Origin of the sequence: Streptomyces sp. NBC_00996 (genome assembly GCF_045162675.1) — a bacterium.
Taxonomy (GTDB): domain Bacteria; phylum Actinomycetota; class Actinomycetes; order Streptomycetales; family Streptomycetaceae; genus Streptomyces.
Map to the genome: position 1 here is coordinate 3,200,679 of NZ_CP108723.1, position 15,552 is coordinate 3,216,230.

The 15,552-nt window shown below is 73.3% G+C and carries 15 protein-coding genes; all 15 read right to left on the reverse strand.

From position 1 onward, the window contains the following. Positions 1 to 9 precede the first annotated feature (9 nt). Positions 10 to 1,584 carry an acyl-CoA carboxylase subunit beta gene (locus OG390_RS15025; protein WP_406168216.1) on the reverse strand — a complete coding sequence of 525 codons (1,575 nt, stop codon included), beginning with the start codon at positions 1,582 to 1,584 and terminating at the stop codon, positions 10 to 12. Beyond that, positions 1,581 to 2,492 carry an alpha/beta hydrolase gene (locus tag OG390_RS15030; RefSeq protein WP_406168218.1) on the reverse strand — a complete coding sequence of 304 codons (912 nt, stop codon included), beginning with the start codon at positions 2,490 to 2,492 and terminating at the stop codon, positions 1,581 to 1,583. The genes OG390_RS15025 and OG390_RS15030 overlap by 4 nt, the downstream gene beginning before the upstream one ends. 130 nt (positions 2,493 to 2,622) lie before the next feature. Beyond that, positions 2,623 to 4,419 carry an acetyl/propionyl/methylcrotonyl-CoA carboxylase subunit alpha gene (locus tag OG390_RS15035; protein ID WP_406168220.1) on the reverse strand — a complete coding sequence of 599 codons (1,797 nt, stop codon included), beginning with the start codon at positions 4,417 to 4,419 and terminating at the stop codon, positions 2,623 to 2,625. A 107-nt stretch (positions 4,420 to 4,526) separates the two neighbouring features. Further along, entirely contained in the window at positions 4,527 to 4,745 is a 219-nt protein-coding gene (locus OG390_RS15040; RefSeq protein ID WP_406168224.1) for an acyl-CoA carboxylase subunit epsilon, read from the reverse strand. 181 nt (positions 4,746 to 4,926) lie between these two features. Continuing rightward, the gene (locus tag OG390_RS15045) at positions 4,927 to 5,631 is read right to left on the reverse strand and encodes a 4'-phosphopantetheinyl transferase family protein (RefSeq protein WP_406168226.1); all 705 of its coding nucleotides are present in this window, start codon (positions 5,629 to 5,631) and stop codon (positions 4,927 to 4,929) included. Then, entirely contained in the window at positions 5,621 to 5,776 is a 156-nt protein-coding gene (locus OG390_RS15050) for a hypothetical protein (RefSeq protein ID WP_406168228.1), read from the reverse strand. Before OG390_RS15050 ends, OG390_RS15045 begins: the two co-directional genes overlap by 11 nt. Further along, entirely contained in the window at positions 5,766 to 7,016 is a 1,251-nt protein-coding gene (locus tag OG390_RS15055; RefSeq protein WP_406177675.1) for a ketosynthase chain-length factor, read from the reverse strand. The genes OG390_RS15050 and OG390_RS15055 overlap by 11 nt, the downstream gene beginning before the upstream one ends. A gap of 8 nt (positions 7,017 to 7,024) precedes the next feature. Next, positions 7,025 to 8,293, reverse strand: coding sequence for a beta-ketoacyl-[acyl-carrier-protein] synthase family protein (locus tag OG390_RS15060; protein ID WP_406168230.1), 1,269 nt, complete (start codon positions 8,291 to 8,293; stop codon positions 7,025 to 7,027). A gap of 145 nt (positions 8,294 to 8,438) precedes the next feature. Further along, positions 8,439 to 9,179, reverse strand: coding sequence for a 3-oxoacyl-ACP reductase FabG (fabG, locus tag OG390_RS15065; RefSeq protein ID WP_406168231.1), 741 nt, complete (start codon positions 9,177 to 9,179; stop codon positions 8,439 to 8,441). Between the two features lie 186 nt (positions 9,180 to 9,365). Further along, on the reverse strand, positions 9,366 to 11,000 hold the full coding sequence (locus tag OG390_RS15070; RefSeq protein WP_406168233.1) for an MDR family MFS transporter: 1,635 nt from the start codon (positions 10,998 to 11,000) through the stop codon (positions 9,366 to 9,368). A gap of 131 nt (positions 11,001 to 11,131) precedes the next feature. Next, a complete protein-coding gene (locus tag OG390_RS15075; protein WP_406168235.1) occupies positions 11,132 to 12,379 on the reverse strand; it encodes a beta-ketoacyl-[acyl-carrier-protein] synthase family protein in 1,248 nt (415 codons plus the stop codon). Then, the gene (locus OG390_RS15080; RefSeq protein ID WP_406168237.1) at positions 12,372 to 13,124 is read right to left on the reverse strand and encodes a hypothetical protein; all 753 of its coding nucleotides are present in this window, start codon (positions 13,122 to 13,124) and stop codon (positions 12,372 to 12,374) included. The genes OG390_RS15075 and OG390_RS15080 overlap by 8 nt, the downstream gene beginning before the upstream one ends. After that, a complete protein-coding gene (locus tag OG390_RS15085; RefSeq protein WP_406168238.1) occupies positions 13,121 to 14,074 on the reverse strand; it encodes a 3-oxoacyl-[acyl-carrier-protein] synthase III C-terminal domain-containing protein in 954 nt (317 codons plus the stop codon). Before OG390_RS15085 ends, OG390_RS15080 begins: the two co-directional genes overlap by 4 nt. 120 nt (positions 14,075 to 14,194) lie before the next feature. Next, positions 14,195 to 15,283 (reverse strand): beta-ketoacyl synthase N-terminal-like domain-containing protein, encoded by a 1,089-nt coding sequence (locus OG390_RS15090; RefSeq protein WP_406168240.1) that lies wholly within the window; start codon positions 15,281 to 15,283, stop codon positions 14,195 to 14,197. Beyond that, positions 15,280 to 15,528 (reverse strand): acyl carrier protein, encoded by a 249-nt coding sequence (locus OG390_RS15095; RefSeq protein WP_406168241.1) that lies wholly within the window; start codon positions 15,526 to 15,528, stop codon positions 15,280 to 15,282. The genes OG390_RS15090 and OG390_RS15095 overlap by 4 nt, the downstream gene beginning before the upstream one ends. Between the last annotated feature and the right edge of the window lie 24 nt (positions 15,529 to 15,552).

Here is a 15,552-nt window from a genome sequence, read left to right on the forward strand (position 1 = left end):
CGGCCGGTCTCATTGCGGCGGGTTGCCGTGCTTGCGGTGGGGTAGTTCCGCGTGTTTCGCGGCAAGCATGGTGACCGCGCGGCAGAGCACGGCCCGGGTCTCGCGCGGGTCGATCACGTCGTCGACGAGGCCGCGTTCCGCCGCGTAGTACGGGTGGACCAGCTCCCGGCGGTACTCCTCGATCTTCTGCGCGCGCACCGCGTCGGGGTCGTCGGCGGCGGCGATCTCGCGGCGGAAGACGACGTTGGCGGCGCCCTCGGCGCCCATGACGGCGATCTCGTTGAGGGGCCAGGCGAGGGCGATGTCGGCGCCGATGGAGCGGGAGTCCATGACGATGTAGGCGCCGCCGTACGCCTTGCGCATCACGACGGAGATCCGCGGCACGGTCGCGTTGCAGTACGCGTAGAGCAGCTTGGCGCCGCGGCGGATGATGCCCTCGTGTTCCTGGTCGACGCCGGGCAGGAAGCCCGGCACGTCCACCAGGGTGACGAGGGGGATGCTGAAGGCGTCGCAGAACTGGACGAAGCGGGCGCCCTTCTCGCTCGCCTGGATGTCCAGCACGCCGGCGAGGGCCGCGGGCTGGTTGGCGACGAAGCCCACGACGTGTCCGTCGAGGCGGGCGAGCGCGCAGACCAGGTTCGGCGCCCAGTCGGCGTGCACCTCCATGAACTCGCCGTCGTCCGCGACCTCCTCGATCACGGCGTGGACGTCGTAGGAGCGGTTGGCGTCGGCGGGGACGAGGGAGAGCAGGCGGTCGTTCGCGCGGTCCGCCGGGTCGCCGCCGTGGACGACGGGCGGCAGGTCGCGGTTGTTGGACGGCAGCAGCGACAGCAGGTACCGGACGTCGGCGAGGCAGGACTCCTCGTCGTCGTGGACGAAGTGGGCCACGCCCGAGACGCCGCCGTGCACGTCGGCGCCGCCGAGGCCGTTCTGGGTGATCTCCTCGCCGGTGACCGCCTTGACGACGTCCGGACCGGTGATGAACATCTGCGAGGTCTCGCGGACCATGAACACGAAGTCCGTCAGGGCGGGCGAGTAGGCAGCGCCGCCGGCGCACGGGCCGAGCATCACGCTGATCTGCGGGATGACGCCGGACGCCTTGGTGTTGCGCTGGAAGATGCCGCCGTACCCGGCGAGGGCGGAGACGCCCTCCTGGATACGGGCGCCCGCGCCGTCGTTCAGGGAGACCAGCGGAGCACCGGCCGCGATGGCCATGTCCATGATCTTGTGGATCTTGGCGGCGTGGGCCTCGCCCAGCGCGCCGCCGAAGATCCGGAAGTCGTGCACGTACACGAAGACCGTACGGCCCTCGACCTCGCCCCACCCGGTCACCACCCCGTCCGTGTAGGGGCGGTTGGACTCCAGGCCGAAACCGGTGGCCCGGTGCCGGCGCAGCGGTTCGATCTCGCAGAAACTGCCCTTGTCGAGCAGCAGCTCGATCCGCTCGCGCGCGGTCAGCTTCCCCTTGGCGTGCTGGCGTGCGGTCGCCTCGGGACTGGGGCCCTCGTCGGCCAGCGTCTTGAGCCGCTGGAGTTCGTCGAGCCGGGCCCCGGTCTCGGCGTCGGGGGGATCGACTGCCGTCATGGCGTGTCCCTTCCTGTTCGCTGGGTCGGTGGAGGCAGGTCGGCGGGGAGCAGGCAGTCCTCGGCGAAGGCCAGGGCCCGCAGGTGGTAGGCGCGGGCCGCCCAGCCGAGGCTCATGTTGTGGCCGGCCCTCGGCTGGCGCTCGACGAGCACGCGCGGCGCGGCGGTGAACGCCGCGGCGAGCTCCGCCAGGTCGGCGTCGTCCTGCCGCCACCACCCCTCGTGGGCGGCGAACGTCAGCCGCACCGGTACGCGGACGCGGGCCGCCACGCCGGGGAACAGGTCCGCCCAGGCGCCGGCGTCGCCCTGCTCGCGCTCCGGCACCGGCCCGACCAGCGCCTGGCTGGAGCGGAAGGTGTCCGGCGGGTAGCAGCGCAGCGGACCCCAGTGCCGGGCGGTGCGGCGCAGCGAACCCTCCGGCGGGCCCGGGTCGACCGCCAGGTGCCGGCCGCAACCGGAGACGTCCACGCCGAGCAGCGGCGCGCCGGCCGGGCCGTCGGCGGTTGCCGTGAGGGCGAGCATCCCCCCGTACGAATGACCGAGCAGGAACAGCCCGGCACCGGTCTCGTGGGTCGCGGTGAACGCCGCAAGGGCGGCGCGCAGCGTGGCGGACTGCTCCTGGCGGTCACTGCCCCGGGGCAACAGGGGCGCGGAGTCGCCGTAGCCGGGGCGGTCGACGGCGAGCACGGCGAAGCCGAGGCGCGCGCCGAGCTCAAGGAGCGAGGCGTCCGGGTGCGCGGAGCCGTCGAAGTATCCGCCGCTCATCCCGGCGCCGTGCAGCGCCACCACGGTGGCGCGGGGCGGGGCGTCCTCGGGCAGCGCGAGCAGCGCGGACAGCGGGACACCCGCCCCGTCGAGGACGGTGCGGCGGGCCGTTCGGGTGCGCCGCGTCGGCAGGGTGGCCGTCATGGTCGGTGTTCGCCTCTCGGGGTCGGATGGCGGCGGGCGTCGCGCGCACCGGCCGGGCGGCCCTGTGTCGGCGCTGGGGCGGCGGGTCGTGCGACCGGTGGGCGGCAGCGCGCGGGCCCGGCCGGTGGGGTCACGGACCGCTCTTGATCTCGCACACGGGGGCGCCGGAGGTGAGGGCGCCGCCGACCTCGGCCGAGAGCCCGGTGACGGTGCCGGGCTTGTGGGCGTTGAGGGGCTGTTCCATCTTCATGGCCTCCAGGACGACGATCAGGTCGCCCTCCTCGACCTCCTGGCCCTCCTCGACCGCCACCTTCACGACGGTGCCCTGCATCGGGGAGGCGAGGGTGTCGCCGGAGGCGACCGGGCCGGACTTCTTGGCGGCGCGGCGCTTCGGCTTGGCCCCGGCGGCCAGACCCGTGCGGGCCAGGGTCATGCCGAGCGAGGACGGCAGCGAGATCTCCAGCCGCTTGGCGCCGACCTCGACGACGACCGTCTCGCGGCCCTGTTCCTCGTCGCCCTCCCCGTCGGCTGGGGCGGCGAAGGGCGGGATGTCGTTCACGAACTCGGTCTCGATCCAGCGGGTGTGGACCGTGAACGGGTCCCTGCCACCGGTGAGTTCGGGGGCGAACGCCGGGTCGGTGACCACCACGCGGTGGAACGGAACGGCGGTGGCCATGCCCTCGACCTCGAACTCCGCCAGGGCGCGGGCGGCGCGCTGGAGAGCCTGCTCGCGGGTGGCGCCCGTGACGATCAGCTTGGCGAGGAGCGAGTCCCAGGCCGGGCCGATGACCGAGCCGGCCTCGACGCCGGCGTCGACGCGGACACCGGGGCCGGTCGGCGGGTTGAAGACGGTGACGGTGCCGGGGGCGGGCAGGAAGCGGCGGCCCGGGTCCTCGCCGTTGATGCGGAACTCGAAGGAGTGACCGCGTACCACCGGGTCGCCCTCTTGGAAATATGACGCAGCGCCGAGCTCCTCGCCGTCGGCGATCCGGAACATCTCGCGGACCAGGTCGATGCCGGTGACCTCCTCGGTGACCGGGTGCTCGACCTGGAGACGGGTGTTGACCTCCAGGAAGGAGATCGTGCCGTCCGCGCCGACCAGGAACTCGCAGGTTCCCGCCCCGACGTAGCCGGCCTCCTTCAGGATCGCCTTGGAAGCGGCGTACAGGTGTTTCACCTGCACGCCCGTCAGGAACGGCGCGGGGGCCTCCTCGACGAGCTTCTGGTGGCGGCGCTGGAGGGAGCAGTCGCGGGTGGAGACGACGACGACGTTGCCGTGGGTGTCGGCCAGGCACTGGGTCTCGACGTGGCGGGGCTTGTCGAGGTAGCGCTCGACGAAGCACTCGCCGCGGCCGAAGGCGGCGACCGCCTCGCGCACGGCGGAGTCGTACAGCTCCGGGATCTCTTCGAGGGTGCGGGCGACCTTCAGTCCGCGGCCGCCGCCGCCGAACGCGGCCTTGATCGCGATCGGCAGCCCGTGCTCCTCGGCGAAGGCGACGACCTCGTCCGCGCCGGAGACCGGGTCGGGAGTACCGGCCACGAGGGGGGCGCCGGCGCGCTGGGCGATGTGCCGGGCGGCGACCTTGTCACCGAGGTCGCGGATGGCCTGCGGCGGCGGGCCGATCCAGGTCAGCCCGGCGTCGATCACGGCTTGCGCGAACTCGGCGTTCTCGGAGAGGAACCCGTAGCCCGGGTGGACCGCGTCCGCGCCCGACTCCTTCGCGGCCTGGAGCACCTTGGCCATGTCCAGATAACTGGCGGCCGGGGTGTCACCGCCCAGAGCGAACGCCTCGTCGGCCTTACGGACGTGCAGAGCGTCCCGGTCCGGCTCGGCGTAGACGGCGACGCTCGCGATCCCGGCATCCCGGCAGGCACGGGCGACACGAACAGCGATTTCGCCACGGTTGGCGATGAGCACCTTGCGCACGACGGCTCCCTTTCAGCGGGTGTTTGCTGTGACGGTCTCGGCCCTTGCTTCGTGCCGGGGACGGCCGAGGGGTCTCCCCACCGCCCCGACGGGTCCGTGGTGCTCGCTCAGCGCAGCCGCTGCCAGCTGCGCGGCCCGCCGAAGCCGCGGGTCCTCTCCAGCCGGGCCCAGCGCGCCGTGCCGTCGTCGGGGCCGCGCGAACCGTCCGGGTCCACGGTGCCCGCCTGGGTGCAGGTGAGGAGGACAGTGACGAGTGCGGCGGCCTCGTCCTCGTCGAGGCTGCCGCGTTCGACGCGGATCAGGTGCGGGAGGATGCCGGCGTTCATCAGCTGCTCCTTCGGTCGATCGGTCGATGACGGACACGGGTACGGCTTTCGCGGCGGGGCGGGTACGGACCCGGGATGGCCGCGTACGGACCCGAGACGGCCGCGTACGCACCCGGACCCGGGGAACGGCCCCGTACGACCCTGGGGCCGTGAGGACGAGCGCGCGTACGGCCCCGCCCGGTCAGGCCGCGGCCTGGACGACCGCTCCCGGCGGGGCCGCGAGGGCCACCGCGGCGGTGTGCCCCGGTGCGCACGGCACGTCGAGCACCGACCAGCCGGCGGGGCCGCCGGGCTTTCCGGGCCCGCCGTCGCCCAGGTAGTCGGCGTCCAGGGCCCGCCGCAGACCGGTGCCCAGGCCCTTGAGGTACGCCTCCTTGCGCGCCCAGAGCCGGGCGAAGCACTCCGCCCGGTCGGCGGGCGGCCGGGCCCGGAGTTCCGCCCGCTCGGCCGGGTGCAGACGGCGACCGCACAGTTCCGCCGTCGTCACTCCGGGCACGCGCTGGACGTCCACGCCGATCGGACGGCCGGCGAGCCCCACCAGGGCCAGGTCCCCGCTGTGCGAGAGGGAGAAGTGCACAGCGGACTGCCCGGCCACCACCGGCCGCCCGCCCGCCTCGCGACGCAGCGGCACGTCCTGAGGAAGGACACCGAGGCGCTCCCCCAGGAGGTGCCGCAGGGCCGCGTGCGCGGCGACGTACAGCGCGGCCTGCGCCGGGCGGCGGAACGCGGCGGCGCGCCGGCGTTCCGCCGCGTCCAGGACGGCGAGTTCCGCCGCGGCGGGCGGCTCGCCGGTCCAGACCAGCCACAGCTCCACGTCTCCCCGCACGGGACGTGGCAGCCGCACCGCGCGCGGCGGCGTACCGCCGGCCTCGTCGTCAGTCCGCACGAGTGACGACGAGGGCGGAGTTGAAGCCGCCGTAGCCGCGCGCCAGGACGAGCACGGTGCGCAGCGCCGTCTCCCGGGGCCGCCCGGGACGTGGCAGCCGCACCGCGCGCGGCGGCGTACCGCCGGCCTCGTCGTCAGTCCGCACGAGTGACGACGAGGGCGGAGTTGAAGCCGCCGTAGCCGCGCGCCAGGACGAGCACGGTGCGCAGCGCCGTCTCCCGTGGCCGCCCGGTGACGAGGTCCAGGCCGTGGGCGCAGTCCGCCTCCGCGTGGACGGTCGGCGGGATCACCTGATCCCGGAGGGAGAGCAGAGCCGTGGCCACGTCGAGCGGCCCCGCACCGGAGTTGAGCCGACCGGTCATGGTCTTGGGCGCCGTGACGGGTACCCCTCGCACACCGAAGAGGTCGCGCAGGGCGCGGGCCTCCGCCGCGTCGAGCTCGGGGACGGCGGCGGCGTCGGCGAAAACGGCGTCGACGTCCCCCGGGCCGAGGCCGGCGTCGGCCAGGGCGAGGTCGATCGCGCGGCGGAGCCCCGGCTCGCGGCCACTGCCGGGCCGCGGGTCGAAGGTGGTGCCGTAACCGGCGATCCGTCCGTAGGGGCGAGCGCCGCGGGCCGCCGCGCTCGCGGCGTCCTCCACGATCAGGAGTGCCCCGCCCTCGCCGACGACGTGTCCGGCGGCGGCCGGGTGGAACGGCCGGTAGGCGGTGGCCGGGTCGTCGTCGGTGCTGAGCCGGCCGCTGGTGAGCAGGGCGGCCCAGCCCCACGGGCAGATCGAGGAGTCGACGCCGCCGGAGACGACGAGGGGCGTGCCGTTCCGGATCAGCCGGCGGGCCTGGGCGAGGACATCGAGGCCGCCCGCCTGGTCGCCGACGAGGACGCCGCTGGGGCCGCGCATGCCGTGCCGGATGGAGATCTGGCCGGTGTTGACGGCGTAGAACCAGGCGAAGGACTGGTAGGCGCTGACGTACTTGCTGCCGCGGCTCCACAGGGCCCGCAGCTCGTTCTGGCCGAAGGCGAAGCCGCCGGCCGAGCTGGCCGTGACGACGCCCATGCCGAAGGAGTCCGTCTCGTCCGGTTCCACCTCGGCGTCGGCGAGTGCCCAGTCGGCCGCGACCAGTGCCATCCGGGTCATGTGGTCGGTCTGCGGAAGCAGCCGACTGGGCAGGTGCTCGGCGGCGTCGAAGTCACTCACCTCGCCGGCGAGGCGGGCCGGGTAGGAGGCGGGGTCGAACCGCTCGATGGGTCCGATGCCACTCTGCCCGGCGAGGGTGGCCGCCCAGAAGGCTTCGGTGCCGAGGCCGTTGGGGGCGACGACGCCGAGGCCGGTCACCACGGCGGTCGCGTTCGCCGCCGCCGGCGTCCCCGCGGCGGCGGGCGTCGTCATGGCGGTGGTCATCGCGGGCTCCTCTCCGGGCGGCTGAGCACGATGGCGCTCTGGAAGCCGCCGAAGCCGCTGCCGACGCTGAGCACGCTGTCGAGCCGCCGTTCCCGGGCGGTCAGGGGGACGTAGTCGAGGTCGCACTCGGGGTCCGGGGTGTGCAGGTTGGCCGTCGGCGGTACGACGCCGTACTCCATGGCCAGCGCGCACGCCGCGATCTCGATGGAGCCGATGGCGCCGAGCGAGTGCCCCACCATCGACTTGATGGAGCTGACCGGGGTACGGCGGGCGTGCTCGCCCAGGCTGAGCTTGAACGCCGCCGTCTCGTGCCGGTCGTTCTGCTTGGTGCCGGAGCCATGGGCGTTGACGTAGTCGATGGCCTCGGGGTCGAGGCGGGCCTCGTCGAGGGCGATCCGGATGGCCTCCGCCATCTCGCGCCCGTCCGGCCGCAGTCCGGTCATGTGGAAGGCGTTGCAGCGGGAGCCGAATCCGGCGATCTCCGCGTAGATGTGGGCGCCCCGTCGCCGGGCGGCCTCCAGCTCCTCCAGGACGAACACGGCCGAGCCCTCACCGAGGACGAAGCCGTTGCGGGTCCCGTCGAAGGGCCGGGAGGCGTGCGCGGGGTCGTCGTGGCGGGGCGTGGTGGCCTTGATCGCGTCGAAGCAGGCCATGGTGATGGGCGAGATCGGCGCGTCGGTGGCGCCGGCGATCATCACGTCGGCGCTGCCTTCGCGGATCAGCTCGGTGGCGTGGCCGACGGCGTCAAGGCCGGAGGTGCACCCGGTGGAGACCACGGTGGTGGGGCCCTCGGCGCCGGTGGCCCAGGCGACCTCGACGGCGAACGAACTGGGCACCAGGTGGTTGTACAGGTGGGGCACCGCGTACTGGTGGTCGACGAGCTCCAGGCGCCCGTCGTCGCTGACGACCCGGTACTCCTGGTCGAGGCCCATGGTGGCGCCGACGGCGCTGCCGAGGCAGACGCCGGTCCGGTGCGGGTCGCTCTCGGCCATGTCCAGTCCGCTGTCGGCCAGCGCCTCCTGGGCGGCGACCACCGCGAACTGCGCGGCGCGGTCCATGCGGCGGATCTCCTGGGGCCGCAGGCCGTGTTCCGCGGGGTCGAAGTCGATCTCCGCTGCCACCCGCGAGCGGAACGGCGAGGGGTCGAAGAAGGTGATGCCGCGAGTGGCGGTACGGCCCTCGCTGAGCAGGCTCCAGAAGTTCTTGGCACCGATGCCGCCGGGAGCGAGGACTCCGATGCCGGTGATGACGACGCGCCGCTTCACCGTGTCCTCCCGTCTGCGGCCGGGGTGGCCGTCGGGGCGGGTGCGGGGGCCGTTGCCGGGCCCGGCTGCGTCGAGGGGCGGGGTGTGCTGTGCATGATCGGGGTCTCCTAGGGGAAGCGCGAGCGCGGGCCGGGGGCGCGCCGGCTCAGATCGAGAGTCCTCCGTCGACCGTGAGGACGGTGCCGGTGACGTATTCCGCCGTCAGGAGGTACGCGACGGCGTCGGCGACCTCCTCGGGGCGGCCGAAGCGGCTCAGGGCGACGCCTTTCCGCGCCTTCTCCCGGAGCGTTCCGGAAAGTCCGGAGACCATGTCGGTCTCGATGAATCCGGGGGCCACCGCATTCGCGCGGATCCCGTACCGGCCGACCTCTTTGGAAAGGGCCTTGGTGAATCCGATGATTCCGGCCTTGGTGGCGGAGTAATTGGTCTGCGTCGCATTCCCGTACAGACCTGCGACGGAGGAAAGGTTTACGACGCAGCCGGACTTCCGCTTCATCATGCCGAAGACGGCCGCCCGGGTGACGTGGAAGGTGCCGGTCAGATTGACATCGACGACGTCCCGCCAGTCCCCGTCCTCCATCATGACGAGCGGCGTGTCGCGGACGATGCCGGCCGAGTTGACGACGACGTCGATCGGCCCGAGTTCCTGCTCGGTCCGCTGCACCCAGGCCCGTACCTGCGCGGCGTCGGTGACGTCGACCTGGCTGGCTACGACCCGGGCGCCCAGCTCGGCGGCCTCCTTCTCCAGGCTCTGCGCGGCCTCGGACGGGTTCTGGTGACAGAAGGCCACCTGGTGGCCGTGGCGGGCGAGCCGCAGCACCACGGCGCGTCCGATGCCCCGCGATCCGCCGCTGACGAGTGCGGTCCTCCGGTTTTCCTGAGCCATGTGGCTACTCCCTGAAACGGTTTCCGAAAGCAGTACAGGCTGCCGCGCGTTCAGCAGCCTGCGATATCTCGGGGGCGGTCGCGATCTCGTTTCCCTCAGCCCTCGGCGGACACACACCACCGGAGCCTGGTGAAATCATTCTTCGGAATGCCGGTTAAGTTCAATGTGCTGCCGGCTAAGTTTGCGCTAAATGCTTTCGACCGAGGTGGCCGGGCCGGAGGCGGCGCCCGCCGGGTCCGCGCCGTCGCCGGGCACGGGGACCCTGGGCCGCAGCAGCCACGCCACGGCGCAGCCGATCGCGGCCAGGGCGCAAGCGCCAAGCACCAGGCCGTGCAGGCCGTCCACCGCCGCCTCGCGGAAGGCCGTGAGGGCGGTGTCGGGAAGTTGCCGCAGGGCCTCGGGATCGAGGTGCTGACTGGACGCGGCGAGGGCACGGGCCTCCTTCGCTCCGAGCCGCTCCGTCAGGGTGTGCTCGGACACGGCGGTGTAGACGGAGCCGAGCAGCGCGACGCCCAGCGAACCGCCGACGGCCCGGAAGAGGTTGAGCAGACCGCTGGCGACGCCGATGTCGCGCTCCTCGGCGCTGCCGAAGGTGATGACGAGCGTGATCTGGAGCACCAGGCCGATACCGAAGCCGGCCACCACGCAGACAAAGGCCGCGAGGGCGGCCCCCGTGCCGGTGTCCAGGAAGGTGAGCAGGGCGAGTCCGGCGGTGGCCGTGGCGGAGCCGGCGAGCGCCGGCAGGCGGATCCGTCCGCTGCGCAGGACGAGCCGTGCGGCGAGGAGCTGAGCGGTGATCATGCCCCCCATGAAGGGCAGCAGCAGTAGGCCGCTGATCGTGGGGGACACGCCCTGGACGGTCTGCAGGTAGAGGGGCAGGTGGACCATGACCGCGAGCTGGCCGGCGGCCAGCAGCAGACCGAGGACCTGCGCGAGGTTGAAGTCCCGGGAGCGGAACAGCCGGGGCGGCAGGATCGGTTCGACCACGCGGCGCTCGACCCGGACGAGGGCCGCCAGGGCCGCCGCCGCGACGACGGCCAGGGTGACGATCTGCCAGGAGCCCCAGGCGTACCGGGTACCGGCCCATCCGGCGAGCAGGGTCACGGCGACGACCGCGACCGTGAGCAGGACCGCGCCGACGTGGTCGATGCGCGCCTTGGCGCCCCGCGCGACGGCGGGGACGCCGAGGGCGGTGGCGGCGAGCGCGACGGCGCCGACGGGCACGTTGAGGTAGAACGCCCAGCGCCAGTCGGCGTGTTCGGTGAGCACGCCGCCGAGCAGCGGTCCCCCGACGAGCGCGACGGGGATGACGGCGCCGATCACGGACTGCACCTTGATCCGGCCGGCGGGATCGCGGACGAGGTCGCCGACGAGGCCGAAGGCGCCGACGAACAGGCCGCCGGCGCCGAGCCCCTGGAGGGTGCGGAAGCCCACGAGCTGCGTCATGTTCTGGGCGAGTCCGGCCGCCATCGAGCCGACGAGGAAGATGGCGATCGCGCCCATGAAGGTACGGCGACGGCCGTAGAGGTCGCCGAACTTGCCCCAGAGCGGGGTGGTGACCGCGGTGGCGAGGCCGTAGGCCGTGACGACCCACGGGAGGAGGCTGAGCGCCCCGAGCTCGCCGACCATGGTGGGCAGCGCGGTGCCGACGATCACTTGGTCCAGGACGGCGAGCGTGATGCCGAGCACCAGCGCGAGCACCCCGAATCCGACCCGGCTGCCCTCCTCGGGGGCGCCGGGTGGCGCCGGGGGCGCTTCGGCGGGCTCCCCCCGGGGCGGCGGCGTGGCGTCGAACTCCGACGTCCGGGAGTCCTCTGACATGACCCTGTCCTCGCTTTCCGCGATGGCGTCCTTGTTCCGTACGCGTACGGATACGGATACGGGCACGCGTACGGGCACGGGTCCTCGTACGCCGTCCCCGCTCCCCGTTCCCCCGGCGGCTCCCGGGCCGTCTACTTCGGCCCGTCCTCCGCGTCCGGGTAGTGGCCGAGCACGACGATCGCGTTGTTGCCCGCGAACGCGAGACCGTTGTTCTGCACCACCCGCAGCCGCGCCGGGACCGACTCGTTCGGCACGCAGTCGATCTCGCATTCGGGGTCCGTCTCCCGGTGGTTGATCGTCGGCGGGATGAAGCCCTCGGTGAGCGCCACCGAGCAGGCCACCGCCGCCAGTGCGCTGGCCGCGCCCATCGTGTGACCGAGCATCGACTTGAGCGAGACGGTGCGGGGCGGGGCGCTGTCGTACACATCCCGGATGGCCCGCGACTCGGTCACGTCGTTCGTCCGGGTGCCGGTGCCGTGCGCGGAGATGAGGTCGACGTCCTGCGGGCCCACGCCCGCGTCGTCGAGCGCCAGCTGCATGCAGCGGGCGATGCTCGACTGGTTGGGCTGCACCGGGTGGTGGGCGTCGCAGGTCAGCCCGTACCCGAGCACCTCGGCGTGGATCCGCGCGCCGCGTGCCAGCGCCGACTCCAGGCGCTCCAGTACGAGGACACCGGCGCCCTCACCGGTGAGGATGCCCTGCCTGTCCTTGTCGAAGGGCCGGCAGAAGTCGGGGGCGATGGTGCCCAGCCGGTAGAAGGCCGAGAAGGACTTCTGGCACATGGCGTCCGCGCCGCCGCACAGGGCGATGTCCGCGTCGCCGACGCGGATGGCGTCCAGACCCATGCCGATCGCGTAGTTGCCGGCCGAGCAGGCGGTGGCCAGGGTGACGGCCTCGCTGTCGGTGAGGCCGAACTCCGAGGCCACGGCGGCCGAGAGACGGCCCGCGCCCACGCGCCGGGCGGTCTGCGGGTTCCACGTCTCCGGCCCGGCGGCGACCCAGTCGGCGGCCAGCCGGTCCAGGTCCTGCGATTCGCCGTCCGTGGTGCCGACGGCGACCTGGACGCGCAGGGCGCGCAGCTCCTCGTCGGACAGCCCCGCGTCGGCGACCGCCATCCGCGCCGCCGCCACCGAGAACTGGGCCGTCCGGCCCAGCCCCTCCTTCTGCCACCGGCGCAGCCACGGCGCGGGGTCGAAGTCCCGTATCTCGCAGCCGTTGGCGTGGTCGAAGCCGGTGGTGTCGAAGGCGGTGATCGGCGAGACGCCGTTCCGCCCGGACCGCAGTCCCTCGGTGAACTCCTCCACGCCCACGCCGATGCTGGAGAACACGCCCAGGCCGGTCACCACCACGCGGTCGTACGCCGCCCTCACGTCATCCATGTCGAGCTCCCTCTTCCTCGGTGTCGCCCGCAGGCGGTTCGCATGCGTCCAGGTCACGCAGTACCGCAAGGTGGCCGGTGCCGGTGGCCGGGTCGACCGCGCAGAGCGCGACCGTCGCGTACCGGCCCCGCCACGACTCCGCCTCCCGAGCCAGCAGCCGCCACACGGCGGTGCACGAGCTGTCCGTCGGTGCCGCGCGAACGTCGGTGCGCTCGGCCGGGGCGGCTCCCGGGTCCGTCCCGGGCCCGAGGACCAGCAGCAGCCGGCCCCGCTCGGGCACGAGTTCCGCCCACGCCTCGGCGAGCCGGGCGACGGGCACCGTGGCCGTGTCGGCCAGGCCGAAGCCGGTGCGTCCGTCGAGACGGAGCAGGACACCGGACGCGGCGGTCGCCCCGGCCGTGCCCCCGCTCTCCACGACGGCCACCATGGGCGCGGAGCAGCGGCCGGTCCGGGCGTACGCGTCGGCCACCCGAAGCGCGGTGAACGGCCCGCCGACGCCCTGGTCGGTGAGGGCGAAGCCGTGCGCGGCGCCACCGGTGCGGTGGTTGAGGTAGGAGGCCGTGGTCTTGTGCCCCTGGGGGTCGGGCACCGCGTAGACCAGCGCCACCAGGTCCGGGGCCGGTGCGTCCGGCTCCTCCGGTGCGCGGGCGAGCAGCCGGTCCACCAGCTCCGTGTGCTGCGGCGGGGGCGCGTCCGGGGCCGGCGTCTCGACGTGCTCAACGGCGGTGTGCAGGCGCAGGTTCATCGGGTCACCGCCCCGTGCTCGGTCCCGGGGACGACGACCATGGCGGAGAAGGTCATCCCCACGCCGATGGCGACGAGCATGACCGGCCGGTCCGGTTCCAGCCGCTTCTCCTCGCGCAGGGTCGCGTAGTTGGCCAGGACGTCGGCGGCCAGGCAGTGGCTGTACCGCGGGATGTTGTCGAGGAAGAAGCGCGCCCGCAGCTCCTCGTCCGGGACGGCGTCCTTCCAGAACACCAGGTTGGGGCTGGGCGGGACGAACCACTGGACGTCGTCGAGCGTGCAGCCGGCGCTCCGGGCGGCCTCCTCCATCACCTCCGCGAGCACCCGGGGCCGCGCCTCGGCGGCGGCCCGGAAGGTCTCGGGGGTGGAGAGGACGCCGTCGGAGAACTGTCCGAGGGTGCGGGTGGCGAAGGAACGGACGGGGACACCGGGCCCGTCGTTCGCCACGAGCGCGGCGGCGGTGCCGTCCGCGACGACGCAGGTGTTCATGATGAGCTGGGCCTCCTGGGTCCGCGGCTTGTCGCCGACGACGACGAGCGCGCGTGCGGACGGGTCCTGCTCCTCCTGGAGCAGCGTGCCCGCGATGTCCACCGCGGACATCGACACGGCGCAGTTCTGCTGGGTGACCGCGAAGGCGTTGGCATGCTCCAGACCCAGCCGGCGGGCGACCGCCCGGAGGGTGTCGGGCGACAGCTGGTCGGCGCCGTGCAGGGCGTGGGCGAAGACCAGGTGGCGCACGGCGGCCGGCGAGGTGCTGGCGAGGGCCCGCTCGGCCGCGAGCACCAGTTGCTCGACGAGGCCGAGGGACGGGTCGTACCGCATGCGGTCGAGTCCGAAGTGGCGGCGGAACATGTGCGTCTGCTCCGCGGTCAGGCCGAGTTCGGCTGCCCGGTCCTCGACCGTGACCGTGCGTGGGGGGAAATGGGATTCGACCGCTTCCAGGGTGATCATCGTGCAGACCTCTCTCGTTCCCGCGACGACCCGGAAACCGTCCTGGGGGTGTCTTGTCGATCGGTTCGGGACCGCGCCCGGCGTGATCGGCGAGGCACCCCCAGGGGAACCGGTGGTTTCTCAGTGGTGCCGCAGCAGTGCGGCGGCGACGGTGCCGGCTTCATCGGTGGTGGTGACGAGGGAGAGACGGCCGGTGGACCGCTCGTCGGTCTCGGCACGGCTCAGTACGGCGGCCAGCTGGAACGCGGCGGAGGCCGCGTGGCCCTCGCCGACGAGAGGGGCGACCGGCACCTCGGTGCCGCCCGCCGCGGCCAGTTCCTCCGCGACGGCCTGCTCCGCGTCGCCGCCGGGGCCGGAGGCGCCCGACGCGCTCACCGCCCAGACGTCGGACGGCTTGACGTCCGCGTCGCGCAGCACCTGCTCGACGCAGCGCCGGACGACCGCGGACCAGTCCCCGTCGCTGCACGTCATGGCCTTGACGCCGACGAGCGAGGCCGGCGCGGGCGGGCCCGCCGCCGGGGCGGCGGCGAGCGCGAACATCGCGCAACCCTCGCCGAGGAGCGGTTCGCCGGCGGCGGGGTCGGCGGTGTGCCGGGCCAGCCACGCGCGGGCGGTCGAGTACTCCTCGGCGGCGCCGCAGAGCACCACCCCGGCCCGGCCGGTGAGCAGCAGCCGTCGCGCGTAGCTGAGGGCCAGCACTCCGGCGGAACGCCCGGCGGCCAGGGTGGCGTTGGGACCTTTCAGCTCGTGCCAGATGGCGACCTGCCCGGCGGCCCCGTTCATCACGCTGTACGGGATGAGGCCCGGTTCCACGTGGAAGGGGCGTTCGCCGGAGAGGGAGCCGCGGGTCAGGTCCAGGGTGCTCTGCACGCTGCCGCCGGTAGTGCCGAGCACCATGCCGGTGGTCTCGGGGGTGAGCGCCGTCCGGTCCATGTCGGCGAGCAGGTCGCCGACCGTGCCGACGGCCAGTCCGGTCACCCGGTTCATCATGCGGGTGCCCTTCTTGCCGAGCACCGCGCGGACCTCGAAGTCGGGGACGAGACAGGCGCGTCCGGGCGGAACCTGCCACTGCTCGTGGTCGAGGGCCGCCGCGGTGGCGCGGCCCTCGCGCAACCCCTCGGCGAAGGCGGCCTGCCCGATACCGAACGGCGAGGTCGCCGACCAGCCGATGATGTCCAGGCGGGGACGCCCTTTCTCAGAGCCGGTCATCGATTGGATTCCGAAACGACCTCGTACACGCCAGCCAGATTCACCATCCGTGCCATGTCGGCCTGCTCCAGAGTGACCTTCATATTAAGTTCGAGTGAGGAGAGGATTTCAATCAGGCGCATGGAGTCGGCGTCGTGCTCCTCCACAAAGAGGCTCGTCTCAGTGATTTCGCCCTCCTCCAGTTCGAGGATGTCACAGACGATCTTCTTGATCTGCTGCCTGTCGTCCACCGTGATCGCAGCCATCTGCCGCCTCCGCTTGTCCGTCGG